The following is a 13,738-nucleotide window of genomic DNA, read 5'->3' on the forward strand; positions in this document are numbered from 1 at the left end:
CCAACCGCGAGGATCAGGACGACGGGCGCGGACCGCCCAGCGTCGACGGAGGAGGCGGATTTGTGGTCGTGCCCCAGTCCGGCGTCGAGGTGGCAGGCGGCGCCGGCGCGGCCGGAGCCGGAGCAGATGCCGGCGGCGGAGCCGGATTCTTCGGCGCCTTCAGCACGTCCGTCATCCAAGAACCCTGGCTGACCTGCGGCATCAGACCCTGCTTCTGCAGCAGCGCATAGGAATCTTTGTACCAGGACGAGTTCGGGAAGTTATAGCCCAGCACCGCCGCGGCGTTCTGCGCTTCAGGCGCGATGCCCAGCGAAAGATACGACGCCGTCAGGCGGTACAGCGCCTCCTCGACGTGCGCGGTCGTCTGGTACTCGCTGACAACCGCCTTGAATCGATTGATCGCCGCAACGTGGTTGCCGCTCTTCAGGTAGTAGCGGCCGACTTCCATCTCCTGCGCGGCGAGCGTGTCCTCGCACAGGCGGATCTGGTTGTCCGCCTTCTGCGCATAGGTGCTGTCGGGATAGCGCGTCTTCAGCGTCTTGAGCTGAGCCAGCGCCTTGCGCGTCGCATCCTGATCGCGGTTCGGCTGCTTCATCTGCTCGAAGTAGGACTGAGCGATGATGTGATGCGCGAGCGGTGCTTCCTTGGTGCCCGGGTGCATCGTCGTGTAGCGCTCGGCAGCGGCAATGGCTTCCGGCAGCTTGCCCGCCTTGTAATAGGCGTAGGCCGCCATCACGATCGAGCGGCGCGCCTCAGGCGAATAGGGATGCTCGCGGTCGACGTCTTCGAATTTCTTCGCCGCATCCTCGAATTTGCCCTTCGACTGCAGGACATCTGCATCGGCAAACATTTTCGACGGCGGATCCGGGTTCAGCATGCGCGCGGCATCGCCAGACGACGCACAGCCCGCGACGAGCGCAGTGGCAGCAGCGAGGGTCATCCCCTGCAGGAGCTGACGAACACTCACGACAGTTCTGACCTTCCCCACCTGCGGCATCTGCCTGCTTTCATTGGACGCCGCGCATAGCGCCCGCGTCCCCCAACCCCTAGCACATCTCGCAAAGGCCGCGATACTACGCCAACCCGCTCCTGCACCGCCCATTCGGCTAGGGGAGGATTATGGTTGTTGTGGGACCGGACCCGCGCCTTTACGGCCACACAACCCATTCAATCACAACCCTTAAACACCAACGCGGCCCACCTTTGACAGGAACGGGCCGCGCGCGTGGCAATCAGAAGTTGGCCGTCTCACTCGCCGGCGGCGATCGCAAATCCCATGTCGATCCGCTTGGCCTCGCGAACGCGCGGCCCCTGCACCACTGTCCAGGCGTCGGTGTCTGCCAGCAGCGCCTGCACCACCAGCGAGTTGAGGCGATGACCACCCTTCACGGACCGATAGGCACCCAGCAGCGGCTTGCCAGCCAGCGTCAGGTCGCCCACGGCGTCCAGCAGCTTGTGGCGCACGAACTCCTGCGGATAGCGCAGGCCTTCGCGGTTCATGATCTTGCCTTCGCCAATGGCGATCGTGTTGGTGAGATTGGCACCGAGAGCGAGACCCGCCTTCCAGAGACGCTCCACGTCGCTCATGAAGCCGAAGGTGCGAGCGCGGGAGATTTCGTTGCGGAACACGCCCGGGGTCATTTCTACGGCAAGACGCTGCTTGCCGATGAGGTCGGTCGGGAAGTCGATCTCGACATCGAGATGGAAACCGGAGTGCGGCGTCAGTTCGCCCCAGCACTCGCCTTCCTGAACGCGGACCGGCTTGAGAACCTTGATGTAGCGGCGCGGCGCGGACAATTCGCGGATGCCGACATCATCGATCACTTCGACGAAGGGAGCCGCGCTCCCGTCCATGATCGGAACTTCTTTGCTGTCGATCTCAATGATGCAGTTGTCGACAGAGAGACCGCGCAGCGCGGCCAGGAGGTGCTCTACGGTTCCAACCGTAATCCCGGCATCGTTCCCGATGACGGTGCACAGCGTCAAATTCTTGACGTGCTCGACGCTGGCAGGAATTTCAGCGACCACGCGGCCGCGTTTAGTGACAAGAAAACGGAGGCCAGTGTCGGCTGCTGCCGGATGCAGAATGACCGAAACTGGCGCTCCGCTGTGGACCCCCGTCCCTGTCACTTCGATCTCGCGCGCGATCGTGGTTTGCCGCGCACCGATAAATCGATTCGACATATGCGCCCGTCCCTCGATGACTTTTCAGCAACTATCAGTGTGCCCTGATAGTCACCACCCCCAACAATTGTCCGCGTCCCAAACCGCGATAACCGTTAACTTGCCGGGGCGTCGTTTCGGTCTGCGCCCTTGGTAGTGCAGGGACTTAGCGAACGCTTGTCGTTAACAATTGGAAAGATACGCTCAGGCCCGCCGCAGCGCCAAATCACGGTTTCTTACTTTGTGTTACCGCGATGGTACAGGGCCCGTTTTGCCTTACTTTTTGCACTTTTTGGCGAACGGAGAGCTATTTGCGCTGACGATTGAAGAACTCCGGCAGCGGCCCTGGATGGCTGGATTCGCCATTTGTTTGCGAATCGCCCGCCCACCAATCTTCGGGCGAGGAATCATCAATGCGGCGTGGGTCGGGAGCCGCATTGCTGGTCGGCGCATCCTCGAACTCATCGCGCCGCGAGCGGCCCATGATCCGTTGCAGGATGCCCCGGCGCGGTTGCTCATCGGCACCACCGGCCGCCCCCTGCGGAATCGGCGGCGCTTCCGTTGCATAGCCAGCCTTCGCACGATATTCGCGCTGCGCGACCGGCGGAAAATCTTCCACCTCCGGCATGCGTCGACCCGACCGGCGCGCATCGACCGGCGGCGCCGGCACGAACGACTCCGAAGAGCGGCTGCCTGGCTCAGACGCCGGTAACTTCGCATTCGACTGAGGCGGCCACGCCAGATGCGAGAAGCCTTCCTCTATGACGACGTTTCCGGGCGCGCGCCACGTCTCGCGTGAGCCGTTACCGGCTTCGCGCGACTGAGGAGCCTCGCCCCGTCCGCCGATCGCTTCGCTCAGGCGGCGTTGCACGTCATCGTCACGCTGCGGCGGGTAGGACTGGGATTCGGCCCGGTGGGGTGCCTGCGGCGGAGGCGGCGGCATCGGAGGCGTAGCTCTCCCCCGTGGTGCTCCGCGGTGATCGACAGGCGGCGGCATCGGCATCAGATCGACCGGATGCCCCATCCCGGATGCGACGATCGACACGCGCACTTTGTCGCCCAGCGTCTCGTCGAATGTTGCGCCAACGATGATGTTTGCTTCCGGATCGACCTCTTGCCGCACCCGGCTCGCAGCCTCGTCCACTTCGTAAAGGGTGAGGCCGGGTCCGCCGGTGATAGAGAGCAGCAGACCGCGCGCCCCCTTGAGTGAAACATCGTCGAGCAGCGGATTGGCGATGGCCTCTTCGGCAGCGACCGATGCACGCCGCTCGCCCGAGGCCTCGCCCGTGCCCATGACCGCCGAGCCCATGCCGCTCATCACGGTGCGCACGTCGGCGAAGTCGAGGTTGATCAGGCCTTCCTTGATGATCAGGTCGACGATGCAGGCAACACCCGAGTAGAGCACCTGGTCGGCCAGCACGAAGGCTTCGGCAAACGTCGTCTTCTCGTTCGCCACCCGGAACAGGTTCTGATTCGGGATGACGATCAGCGTATCGACGTACTTGCGTATCTCCGCGATGCCACCCTCGGCGATGCGCATGCGCCGCGCACCCTCGAAGTGGAACGGCTTCGTCACGATGCCGACCGTGAGAATGCCGAGGTCCTTGGCAGCGCGCGCGATTACCGCGGCAGCGCCCGTACCCGTGCCGCCGCCCATGCCGGCAGCAATGAAAACCATATGCGATCCGACGATTTGCGTGCGGATGTCTTCGATCGCCTCTTCGGCCGCCGCCTCGCCGATTTCCGGCTTCGAGCCAGCGCCCAGTCCTTCTGTGAGATTGACGCCGAGCTGCAGGCGGTGCTCGGCACTCGATGCAGCAAGCGCCTGCGCATCGGTGTTGGCGACGACGAAGTCGACACCCGTCAGCCCCGAGCCGATCATGTTGTTGATGGCGTTGCAGCCGGCCCCGCCGACACCGATGACGGTTATTCGCGGCTTCAGATCGGTTAGCTTTGGAAGCTGCAGCTTAATGCTCATCGCGTCCGCGCTCCCCTATGCGCCGTTCAAGCCTTGGCTCCCGGCATTCTCGTTGCGGCCATGGGCCGAATTACGCGAAGCCAGTCCTCAGCCATTCACCCACACGCTCGAGGTATCCCCCACCGAGCGTCTCGCGGCCCCGCACCGCCGGAACGTCCCCACTTCCCGACGCGGCAACAGCCAGAAGCCCTGCAACCGTCGAGAACGCCGGACCACACACACTCTGCGGCAAGCCTTCGAAAGGCTGCGGCCGCGATACTCGAACCGGGCGGCCAAGTATATTGGCCGCAAATTCGCCGAGCCCGACGAGCGAGCTTGCGCCCCCCGTCAGAACCACGCGCCCGCCAGCGAGATCCATGATCCCCGCCTTATCGAGGCGCTCGCGCACCAGTCCAAGAATACCCGCCACGCGCGGACGGATGATCCCGGCAAGCTGCGCTTTCGTCGCCTCGCCGCGAGCACCTTCCTCTGCGCCTGCAAGGGCATAGGGAAAGCTCTCGTGCTCGTCGGACTGTGCGACGATGGTCGTCCCGTATAGCGTCTTGATTCGCTCAGCCTCCGCAAGTGGTGTCTGCAAGGCTTGCGCGATATCCATGGTGATGTGGTGCCCGCCGACCGGCACAGTTGCAGCATGCACGAAGTGTCCATCGACGAACGCAGCCGCCGTGGCTGTTCCGCCACCGATGTCTATCGAAACGACGCCCAGGCTGCGCTCTTCCTCCGTAGTGGCGGCGAGCGCACTGGCATACGGCGTCGCGATGAGCGCGCGCACCGAGAGGTAGCAGCGCTCGACCACAACCATCAGGTTGCGCACCGGTGCTTCGTCGGCAGCAACCGTGTGCAGGTCGGCGGCGAGTTTCGCGGCCGCCATGCCGCGCGGGTCGTGCCCGCCCGGCGCGCCGTCGACGCGGAAGCCGACGCGGTTGAGATGTACAAGCATGCGCCCGTCACGCTCGGCATAGGCGTGCGCACCCGCCATCAGCCGGTCGATATCGTCCGAACGAATGACCCCGCCCTGCACATCGACACTCGCCGCGAAGTTTGACGAATGCAGCCGCCCGCACGAAACCGCGAGAAACACTTCCTCGATCGTCACGTGCGCCTGGCGCTCGGCCTGCGCGATCGCGGAGCGAACGGTGGCCTCCGCCTCGGAAAGATCGGTGATGACCCCGGCCTTCAGCCCGCGCGAACGCTGATGACCGATACCCAGCACCCGCACGCGCCGAGCGGCGCCCGAGTGCTCTGGCGCATCAAGCGCGGCGATCACACACACGACCTTGGTGGTACCGATATCGAGCAGGCCAACGATTTCCGAATTCCGGGTATCTGTCCTGTCGCGGCTCAGCATGGCAGCTATCCTCGACTAACTCTGCGATTGCATTTGCGGTGTCTCCTGCGGGGCCGGTCGCACGGCTATGCGGCCGGCAACACGCAGATCGACGATTACGTTCTGAGCGGTGAGAAACTTGCCGAGCTCATCGGGCGCCGAGAGCGCGGCCAGCGCCTGCGCCTCACGATCGGCCCCCAGATGCACGGTGACGCCATCCTTGAGATGTAGCGTCCACCGACGGTCTCCGACTCGCTCCGCCATCTGGAAGCGCTCCGCGATCTTCGGAAATCGGACGATCAGCTCCAGCAGTGCTTTTGCGCGATCGGGCGCGCCAACGCCGCTGAGGCGTGGCAGCCGCACATTCGTCCCCGATTTCAAAGCCGAAAGCACACGCCCCGAACCGTCGACGAGATAGTCGCGGCCATCGCTCGCCCACACCGCGACGGGGCGCCGCTCGACGATGCGCACCTCCAGCGACGACGGATAAATCCGGCTGATACGCACCGATTTGACCCAAGCCAGCTGCTCGATGCGCGCACGGGCAGCGGCCGCATCGAACGTCAGCAGTGAGCCTGAATGCGGCAGATCGATTGCGTTGAACACGTCGGAGTCGCTGGTGAAGCGCTGTCCAGTCAGAGCAACCTGCTCGATCCTCAATCCTGTCCAGTAGGCGACCTGATCCATCTCCGGCAGCAGACTAGCGAACGCCGTCGTATGCTTGCCGCCGTTCGTCAGCAGCGAATAGGCGAGCGCGCCCGACAATCCCATGAACAGCGTGAGGCCGAGCTTGCGCCCGACGCTCGCATGGCGCGCCGAAGCGCGCCGACGCGGCTGCATCGCGGACGTGATTGGAGGCTGGGAGTCGGTAGCGGGAAAAGATTTCAGTGCCGAGTGAAGGGTCGCATTCGGATCGAGCGGGTGTGCCTGCGGCACCCGCTGCTCGATTTCAGACGCTCCCCCTACCTGTTGCAACTCGCGTCCTCGACCAACCACCGCACGAGCTGGCCAAAGGACCAGCCCGCATATTGCGCCAGCTCGGGTACCAGTGAAGTCTCGGTCATCCCCGGCTGCGTATTGACCTCGAGGCAGATCAACTCCCCCACCCCGTCGGTCGTATCGTCGTAGCGAAAATCAGCCCGCGCAGCGCCCCGGCATCCCAATGCGCGATACGCCGCCAATGTGTATTTCCGGACCAACTGGTAAACATCTGGTGAAACATCGGCCGGAAGCACGTGCTGGGAGCCTCCGGGAGCGTATTTCGCCTCGTAATCGTAGAATTCCAGGCCCTTGAGCGGCATTATCTCGATAACGTCGGTGACGAAGTCGCCGAGCACCGCACAAGTCAGCTCGCGCCCCGGGATGTAGCGTTCCACCATCACGATATCTTCCGGACCGCCCAGCTCGCCCAGCTTCTGCGGCGGCGCATTGGCACCGCGATCGACGATGATCACGCCGACGCTAGAGCCTTCAGCCACCGGCTTCACGACATAGGGCGGGGCCAGAACGTGGCGGCTCATCGCCTCCGCCCGAGTGACCACCTCGGCATCTGCTACCGGCACGCCGGCCGGTCTCATCACATCCTTGGCGCGCTCCTTGTGCATCGCCAGCGCCGACGCCAGCACGCCCGAATGCGTATAGGGAATCCCGAGGCACTCCAGCACCCCCTGCACGCAGCCGTCCTCGCCGTAGCGGCCGTGCAGCGCGTTGAAGCAAACGTCGGGCGAGACTTCCTTCAGCTTCTGCGCCAGGTCGCGATCGACGTCGATCTGCGTCACCCGATAGCCTTCACCCTCGAGCGCCCGCGCGCAAGCCGCGCCCGAGCGCAGGCTCACCTCGCGCTCTGCCGACAAGCCGCCCATCAGCACGGCGACGTGGTTATGCGTGCGCTCCGGCGCCTTCCCGATCGAACTCACGGAACTTCCCTCCCCCGACTTCAATGCAGTTCCCCTCCCTGCCTTGGGTGGGAATTCGTTGCGCGATCAGAGGCGCGCACCCCGCGCGCCTAAGGTTGTATCGCTTCCGCCTCTGCCAGCGCCTCTCCGGTTGGACAGCCGGGCAGCGGCAGCCCCATCCGGATGATCTCCCAATGCAGCGTGATGCCCGAGCGCGCCTTCACCCGCGCGCGCACGGTCTCACCCAGCCGCTCGATGTCTTCCGCGGTGGCGCCGGCATCGTTGATCAGGAAGTTGCAGTGCTTCTCCGACACCTTCGCGCCACCGACGCGCAAACCGCGACAGCCCGCTTCATCGATCAGCTTCCACGCGCTCATACCGGGCGGATTCTTGAACGTCGAACCACCCGTGCGCTCGCGCGTCGGCTGGTTCTTCTCGCGATAGTCGGCGACCTCTTCCATCTCCTTCAGGATCGCCGCCGGATCGCCGGGAGCCCCCTGAAACAGCGCTTCGGTCAAAATCCAATCGGCCGGCACTTCGCTGTGCCGGTAGGTGAAACCCATGTCGGCCAGCGACATCTCGTGGATCTGGCCCGCACGATCGACAGCGCGCGCGCTGATCAGCACATCTTTAGTCTCGCGCCCGTGTGCACCCGCGTTCATGCGCAGCGCCCCGCCGATGGAGCCTGGAATGCCGCGATAGAAGGCAAGGCCGGCAATGCCGGCATCCGCCGCCGCCCGCGCAACCTTCACGTCCGGCACTGCCGTGCCCGCGCGAACGCGCGCATCCGGCTCTGCCGTAACGCTGGCGAATCCCTTGCCGAGGCGAATGACGACACCTTCGACACCGCCGTCGCGCACCAGAAGGTTCGAGCCGAGCCCCACCACCGTCACCGGCAGATCGGCAGGGATGTTCGCGAGGAAATATGCAAGATCGGCCTCGTCGGCCGGCGAGAACAGCGCTTGCGCCGGCCCGCCAACGCGAAACCACGTGATATCGGCGAGGTTGGTGCCGGACGCGAGACGGCCACGCAGCTCCGGCAGCTTCGCTGCAAGATCAGCGCTGAGATCGGGAAACGTCACGCTGGCGCCTCCGGTTTATTGGTTCTTGATGTAGAAGCTCACGCGTTGGCGCGACGCGGCTCGTCGGCTGCCAGCCATTGCGGCAAGCCGTGCGCCCACTCGGTGGAGGTGCCCGCTCCCAGGCAGATCACCATGTCGCCTGGACCGACGTGATGACGCAACAACGGTGCAAGATCGCGCACCGCCTCGATCGACATCGCGGAAGGATGGCCGGTAGCGCGAATGCCTTCTGCGAGCGTGTGCTGGTCGATGCCTTTGATCGGAGCCTCGCCCGCCGAATAGAGCGGCCCGACGATGACGCTGTCGGCATCGCGGAACGAGGAGCAGAAATCACCGAACAGGTCGTTGACGCGCGAATAGCGATGCGGTTCGAACACGGCCACGATGCGCCCGCGCGAGCGCCCGCGAGCCGCTGCCAGCACGGCAGCGATCTCCGCAGGATGATGCCCATAGTCGTCGTAGACGGATGCCCCGTTCCACGTGCCCGTCAGCTCGAAGCGGCGCTTCACACCGGTGAAAGTCGCCAGCGCGGCGCGAATGGCGTTGTCGGGAATGCCAGCCTCGCTCGCCACGGCGATCGCCGCCAGGGCATTGAGCGCGTTGTGCTGGCCCGCAACCGGAATGGTCCAGCCGCGCAGTTGCCGCTCCCCGCCGCGCACACGTGCCGACAGGTCGGCGTCGATGACGATGCCATCGCGCTCCTGCGCTAGACCCGCCAGCGTCAGATCTGCCCCCGGCGTGGTGCCGTAAGTGAGCAGCCGCCGCCCGTCGCGGCGCAATTCCAGCCGGCCGATCATGTCACGCGCCACCGGATGATCGATGCACGTGACGGCGAGGCCGTAGAACGGAATGTTGCGGAAGAAGGTCTCGTACTCGCGGTGCATGTTCTCGACCGTCTTGAAGTGGTCTAGATGCTCCGGGTCGATGTTGGTGACGATGCCGATCTGCGTCGGCAGCCTGACGAACGTGCCGTCGGACTCGTCCGCTTCGACGATCATCCATTCGCTCTTGCCAAGGCGCGCGTTCGTGCCCCAGTCCTGGATGATGCCGCCCGAGATCACGGTCGGATCGACGCCCGCAGACGTGAAGATGTGCGCGATCAGCGATGTCGTCGTCGTCTTGCCGTGGGTGCCGCTCACCGACACGGTCGAATAGAGCCGCATCAGCTCGGCCAGCATCTCGGCCCGGCGGATGACGGGAATGCCCTTGGCGCGTGCCGCCTCGAGTTCGGGATTGCCTGCCTTCACCGCGCTGGAGATCACCACCGAGCGTGCCCCGACGAGATTGACCGCATCATGCCCGATGAACACGCGCACGCCCTTGGCGCGCAGCCGGCGCACGTTGGCGCTGTCCTTCTGGTCGCTGCCTTGTACCGGATAGCCCTTCGCCATCAGGATTTCGGCGATGGCGCTCATGCCGATGCCGCCGATACCGATGATGTGGAAGGTCCCGATTTCGCGGGGCATCTGCATGGTTTGGTCCCTCGTCCTATACCGTCGACCAATGCCGCCACCTTCGTGGCCCGCTTATGGCGACGGCTGCCCCCCGGCTACACAACGACTGTCGCACCTCAACGCATCAATTCCTGGGCCATGTCCGCCAGACGCCCCACCGCATCCGGCCGCCCAAGCATTTTCGCGGCATCGGCAGCTTTCACCAACGCCTCAGCATCACCCAACAATGTTCCGATATCGTTCGCAAGGCGCTCGGCAGATAAATCCTTCTGTTCGATACACCAAGCCGCACCTGATTCGGCAAGTCTCGTGGCGTTCTGCAGCTGGTCATTGTCAAGCGCGTGCGGCAGCGGAACCAGGATCGACGGGCGTCCGATCACGGTCAGCTCTGCCACGGTCGATGCACCCGAGCGCGCGATAACCAAATGCGAGCGCGCCATCCTTTCGGGCAGATCCGTGAAAAAGTGCGACACCTCGGCGTTGATCCCCAGCCGCCGGTAGGCCGCCGATACGCCCTCGGCATCCTCCTCGCGAGCCTGCTGTACGATGTCCAATCTGTGCCTCAGCTCCATCGGCAGCAACGCTAAAGCCGGCGGCACGGCCTCGGAGAAGAAGCGCGCGCCCTGGCTGCCGCCGAATACCAGCAGCGATAACCGCCCTTCCGGCTGCGGGCGCCAATAGGGCCGCCGCGCCGCCTCGATCACCGCCGTGCGTACCGGATTGCCCGTCAGCCGCGCCTTCGAGGCAAGCTCCGGCGACAGGTACTTCGTCGACGCGAACGAGGTGGCAATGCCGGTGACGCCTGGCGCCAGCATCTTGTTGGCTCGCCCCAGCACCGCGTTTTGCTCATGCAGCAACGTCGGCACGCCGCGAAGCTGGCCCGCCTTGATGGGCGCGAACGTCGGATAGCCGCCGAAACCGATGACGATCCCCGGCTTCAGCTTGCCGACGAGTCCGAGCGCAGCGATGAGCCCGCGCGTCAGCAGCCAGCCCGTGCGTGCAATGGCGACCGGCGACTTCGAACCCAGCGTCGCCGACGGCAGCCGGTGCACGCTGCGCGCCGGGAACCCCATGCCGTAGCGGTCGCCGCGCATGTCGGTAGCCAGATCGACCGGCACCCCGCGCCGGCCAAGCTCCTCCGCCAGTGCCTGCGCCGGGAACAGATGCCCGCCCGTGCCACCCGCCGCCAGCAACACCGATTTCGTTTGTTTCGTCACTTCTGCACCTGACTGGTAGTCGGCATTCCAACGACGTCGTTGAGCACCGGCGGCCGCTTCACTCGCGCCACGTGCGGACGATGCCGCGTCAGCGCCAACAACATCCCGAGCGTAATCGATACCGCCAGCATCGACGATCCGCCCGACGAAATGAACGGTAGCGTCATGCCCTTGGCCGGTAGTAGCCCGACGTTGACGCCCATGTTGATCAGCGCCTGCAGCCCGAACAGCAGAGCCAAGCCCTGGATCGAAAGTCGCGTCGCCGCCGTCTTCTCCTGCGCGGCGGCAATGAGCACCCGCATCACGATGAACGCAAATAGCCCCAGCAGCACGAGACAGGCGATGACACCGTATTCCTCGGCAACGACCGCGAAGATGAAGTCGGTATGCGCGTCCGGCAGCGCGTTTTTGATCGTGCCCTCACCCGGCCCGCGCCCGAGGAAGCCTCCCTCAGAGAACGACTTCATCGCTCGGTCGACCTGCGAATAATCGCCCGGTGTCGGCGCCAGGAACTTGTCGATGCGAAAGCGCACGTGCGCAAAGCTCGAATAGGCGAACGCCAACCCCATCGCGCCGACCATGCCGATGATGCCCGCACCAAGGAGCGCCTGCCCGGACAGGAAATAGAGCCCCGCCCACACGATGCTGACCAGCAGCGTCTGGCCGATATCCGGCTCGGAAATGAGAAGCCCGGTGAAGCACAGCCCGAGCAGGATCGCGAGCGGCAGCGCCGGCATGTCCTGCCGCTGCTGGCTCTCCGCGAACAGCCACGCCGAAAGCACGATGAACGCCGGCTTGGCAAATTCAGACGGCTGGATCGAATGCCCGCCGATCGACAGCCACCGCCGCGCGCCGTTGATCTCCGGCCCGATGAAGTGCACCGCGATCATGCCCGCGACGGAAACCGCGAAGAGACCAAGCGCCAGCCGCCGCACACCGCGCGGCGACAATAGCGACACCGCCAGCATGACGACGACGCCCACTGCCGAGAAGAAAAAGTGCCGCTCGACGAAATAGTAGGTCGGCAACCCTTTGCGCAGGGCAACCGCCGGACTGGCCGCGAGCGAGAAAACGAGACCGGCAACGATCAAGGCCAGAATGGCGCCGACGAGCACGTGATCGACGGTGAACCACCAGTCGGCCACACGGCTCCTGTCAGCGCGCGACAGCCTCATGCATCGCCCCGCTTCATCTCGATACCGGGCAGCGCCTTCACCAGTGCTCGGAAATGATCGCCGCGCACCTCGAAATTGCGGAACTGATCGAACGAGGCGCACGCGGGCGACAGCAGCACCACCGGCTCGGAGGCATCCGCGCTGGCAGCGGCATCGCGCGCCGCGGCGGCCGTTGCCGCATCCAGCGTTCCGCAGCGCTCGAAGACAACCTTGCCGTCGAGCGTCGCCGCGAACTCCTCGCTCGCCTCACCGATCAGATAGGCCTTCGCCACCCGGTCGAAATACGCAGTCAAAGCGCTGATGCCGCCAGCCTTCGGCTTGCCGCCGAGGATCCAGAAAATGTTGCCGGGAAACGAGACCAGCGCCTTTTCCGTGGAATCGGCATTCGTCGCCTTGGAATCGTTGACGAACAGCGTGCGCCCTGCGCGACCCAGTTCCTCCATACGGTGCGCCAGCCCAGGAAACGACTTGAGCCCTCTCGCAATCTCATTGGCGCTAAGAGGTTGCGGCAGCGCCATCAGCGCCGCACTCGCAGCGCACGCGTTCTCGGCGTTGTGCGAACCGCGTAGCGAACCGATCCCGGCAAGGTCGGCGATCACCGTGGCGCTACCGCCCTTGCGGCGCACCACGTTGCTTCCCGCGACACCGACGTCGCAATCCGCATCAGGCCGCGCCGAAATGCGTGTGACGTTCTCCTTGCCCTTGGCGGAGATCAGCTTGTCTGCAATGGCGCGGCAGTATTTATCGTCGACGCCGACGACACCCTTCTGCGCGCCGTAGACCAAGCCCGCCTTCACTGCCGCATAGTTCTCGATCGTGCCGTGCCGGTCGAGATGATCCGGCGTCACGTTGAGCAGCACGGCAACTGACGCATCGACGCTCGGTGCCAAGTCGATCTGATAGGACGAGCACTCGATCACGTAGTGCCGCCCGGGCGCGAACGGCTCCAGAAGCAGCATCGCCGTGCCGATGTTGCCGCCCACCTGGATGTCGCGGCCTGCCGCCTTCAACAGATGCGCCGTCAGCGCCGTGGTCGTCGACTTGCCATTCGTCCCCGTGATGCAGACGAGCGGCACGTCGAAGTCCTGCCTGCGCCGTTCGCGGCAGAACAGCTCCAGGTCGCCGATCACCTCGACGCCCGCCAGCTTCGCCGCCCGCACCGCCCAGTGCGGCTCGGGATGCGTCAACGGCACGCCCGGCGCCACCACCAGCGCCGAGAACACGGCCCAGTTGGCCTCTTTGAGGTCGGCGGTCTTTAGCCCGGCTTCGGCCGCTGCCTTCATGCCCTGGACGCTGTCGTCGCTGGCGACGACGTCAGCACCGCCTTGGACAAGCGCCTTTGCGGTGGCAATGCCCGATGCCCCCAGCCCGAACACGGCAACCCGCCTGTCGGCAAACGATGTGATGCGAATCATGGCCGCTAAACTAACGCAACTGGAGCCGGAAT

Annotated in this window: 11 protein-coding genes; all 11 read right to left on the reverse strand. The window is 64.9% G+C overall.

The window, feature by feature from the left end; all coding sequences use genetic code 11:
* Window positions 1-13: 13 nt before the first annotated feature.
* The gene (locus ACP15D_RS08160) at window positions 14-967 is read right to left on the reverse strand and encodes an outer membrane protein assembly factor BamD (RefSeq protein ID WP_424957033.1); all 954 of its coding nucleotides are present in this window, start codon (window positions 965-967) and stop codon (window positions 14-16) included.
* A 281-nt stretch (window positions 968-1,248) separates the two neighbouring features.
* Window positions 1,249-2,184 carry a UDP-3-O-acyl-N-acetylglucosamine deacetylase gene (lpxC, locus tag ACP15D_RS08165; RefSeq protein ID WP_424957034.1) on the reverse strand — a complete coding sequence of 312 codons (936 nt, stop codon included), beginning with the start codon at window positions 2,182-2,184 and terminating at the stop codon, window positions 1,249-1,251.
* A 286-nt stretch (window positions 2,185-2,470) separates the two neighbouring features.
* Window positions 2,471-4,141: a cell division protein FtsZ gene (gene ftsZ, locus ACP15D_RS08170; RefSeq protein ID WP_424957035.1), complete on the reverse strand. Its 1,671-nt coding sequence runs from the start codon at window positions 4,139-4,141 to the stop codon at window positions 2,471-2,473.
* Between the two features lie 70 nt (window positions 4,142-4,211).
* A complete protein-coding gene (gene ftsA, locus ACP15D_RS08175) occupies window positions 4,212-5,489 on the reverse strand; it encodes a cell division protein FtsA (protein WP_424957036.1) in 1,278 nt (425 codons plus the stop codon).
* Window positions 5,490-5,504: 15 nt separating this feature from the next.
* Window positions 5,505-6,308 carry a cell division protein FtsQ/DivIB gene (locus ACP15D_RS08180; RefSeq protein WP_424957037.1) on the reverse strand — a complete coding sequence of 268 codons (804 nt, stop codon included), beginning with the start codon at window positions 6,306-6,308 and terminating at the stop codon, window positions 5,505-5,507.
* A 122-nt stretch (window positions 6,309-6,430) separates the two neighbouring features.
* Complete coding sequence (locus tag ACP15D_RS08185) at window positions 6,431-7,384, reverse strand: D-alanine--D-alanine ligase (protein ID WP_424957038.1); 954 nt, start codon at window positions 7,382-7,384, stop codon at window positions 6,431-6,433.
* An 89-nt stretch (window positions 7,385-7,473) separates the two neighbouring features.
* Window positions 7,474-8,445, reverse strand: coding sequence for a UDP-N-acetylmuramate dehydrogenase (murB, locus tag ACP15D_RS08190; RefSeq protein WP_424957039.1), 972 nt, complete (start codon window positions 8,443-8,445; stop codon window positions 7,474-7,476).
* Between the two features lie 38 nt (window positions 8,446-8,483).
* Window positions 8,484-9,917 carry a UDP-N-acetylmuramate--L-alanine ligase gene (murC, locus tag ACP15D_RS08195; RefSeq protein ID WP_424957040.1) on the reverse strand — a complete coding sequence of 478 codons (1,434 nt, stop codon included), beginning with the start codon at window positions 9,915-9,917 and terminating at the stop codon, window positions 8,484-8,486.
* A 98-nt stretch (window positions 9,918-10,015) separates the two neighbouring features.
* Entirely contained in the window at window positions 10,016-11,116 is a 1,101-nt protein-coding gene (gene murG / locus ACP15D_RS08200) for an undecaprenyldiphospho-muramoylpentapeptide beta-N-acetylglucosaminyltransferase (protein WP_424957041.1), read from the reverse strand.
* Complete coding sequence (locus ACP15D_RS08205) at window positions 11,113-12,291, reverse strand: FtsW/RodA/SpoVE family cell cycle protein (protein ID WP_424957042.1); 1,179 nt, start codon at window positions 12,289-12,291, stop codon at window positions 11,113-11,115. The genes murG and ACP15D_RS08205 overlap by 4 nt, the downstream gene beginning before the upstream one ends.
* A complete protein-coding gene (murD, locus tag ACP15D_RS08210; RefSeq protein WP_424957043.1) occupies window positions 12,288-13,706 on the reverse strand; it encodes a UDP-N-acetylmuramoyl-L-alanine--D-glutamate ligase in 1,419 nt (472 codons plus the stop codon). The genes ACP15D_RS08205 and murD overlap by 4 nt, the downstream gene beginning before the upstream one ends.
* Window positions 13,707-13,738: the final 32 nt, after the last annotated feature.

Source organism: Hyphomicrobium sp. 1Nfss2.1 (genome assembly GCF_965243865.1).
Lineage (GTDB): Bacteria > Pseudomonadota > Alphaproteobacteria > Rhizobiales > Hyphomicrobiaceae > Hyphomicrobium_A.

What these genes read in the sequence shown, in the direction of transcription:
- murC (WP_424957040.1), bottom strand. Translation starts at nt 9,917, where the DNA reads ATGCAGATGCCCCGCGAAATCGGGACCTTCCACATCATCGGTATCGGC.
- ACP15D_RS08205 (WP_424957042.1), bottom strand. Translation starts at nt 12,291, where the DNA reads ATGAGGCTGTCGCGCGCTGACAGGAGCCGTGTGGCCGACTGGTGGTTC.
- ftsA (WP_424957036.1), bottom strand. Translation starts at nt 5,489, where the DNA reads ATGCTGAGCCGCGACAGGACAGATACCCGGAATTCGGAAATCGTTGGC.
- ftsZ (WP_424957035.1), bottom strand. Translation starts at nt 4,141, where the DNA reads ATGAGCATTAAGCTGCAGCTTCCAAAGCTAACCGATCTGAAGCCGCGA.
- murD (WP_424957043.1), bottom strand. Translation starts at nt 13,706, where the DNA reads ATGATTCGCATCACATCGTTTGCCGACAGGCGGGTTGCCGTGTTCGGG.
- ACP15D_RS08180 (WP_424957037.1), bottom strand. Translation starts at nt 6,308, where the DNA reads ATGCAGCCGCGTCGGCGCGCTTCGGCGCGCCATGCGAGCGTCGGGCGC.
- lpxC (WP_424957034.1), bottom strand. Translation starts at nt 2,184, where the DNA reads ATGTCGAATCGATTTATCGGTGCGCGGCAAACCACGATCGCGCGCGAG.